The 792-nt window shown below is 61.2% G+C and carries 1 protein-coding gene and 1 pseudogene; both read left to right on the top strand.

Features of this window, described 5'->3' with window-relative positions:
* Positions 1 to 630 (top strand): carbon starvation CstA 5TM domain-containing protein (locus A3730_RS24880; RefSeq protein ID WP_304439534.1); only part of this gene is annotated, 630 nt, incomplete at its 5' end.
* Positions 630 to 792, top strand: a pseudogene (locus tag A3730_RS24875) (DNA helicase); the annotation flags it as partial. The gene A3730_RS24880 and the pseudogene A3730_RS24875, both read left to right, overlap by 1 nt.

Below are 792 nucleotides of genomic sequence, written 5' to 3'. Positions count from 1 at the left end.
GGTTTTGCCTCCCTGGCTGACTGGCAGGCGGTATACACGGCCTTTGGTCAGGGCAGCCTGACCGCCTTTGTGGATGGTGGCGCCAATATTCTTGCCAATGGCATGGGCATGGATGTGGGCGTTGCCGCCACCCTGCTCACCGTGATGGCGGCCCTGTTTGCCGGCACCACCATGGACACCGGTCTGCGCCTGCAGCGCTATATTTTCCAGGAATGGGGCGAAATCTATCAGCAAAAATGGATGACGCGGCCTCTGCCCGCCACGCTACTGGCCGTAGTCAGCTGCCTTCTGCTGGCGTTTGGGGCAGGCGGTGCCGATGGCTCCGGCGGCCTGCTGATCTGGCCGTTGTTCGGCACCACCAACCAATTGCTCGCCGGCCTCACCCTGCTGGTGATTACCATCATGCTGGTGAAACGCGGACGTCCGGCCATTTATACCCTGGCGCCGCTGGTTTTCCTGCTGGTGATGACCCTGTTTGCCCTGCTGATGCAGCTGAAAAGCTTCTACGAGAAGGAAGACTGGTTCCTCCTGGGGCTGGACCTTGTTGTATTGGTGGCGGCCCTGCTGGTTACGCTGGAGTGCACCGCAGCCCTCAAGCGCGCCTTCAAAGCGCCACCGGAGCCTCTGTAATGGCAACGCCGGCACAATGGCTCAAACGCATCAGCGATCTCGGGGCGCAGTACTACAACGCCCCCTATCGCGCCGCCATTGCCCGCGCCAAACGGGATGAAGAGGACCTGTTCATGCTGCTGGTCTTCTCGGAAATGATGGGGGTTCCCAACCCGGCAGCCT

The organism is Alcanivorax sp. HI0044 (assembly GCF_001634945.1).
The sequence above is the reverse complement of the archived record's forward strand: the minus strand, read 5'-3'. Positions and strand labels throughout refer to the sequence as shown.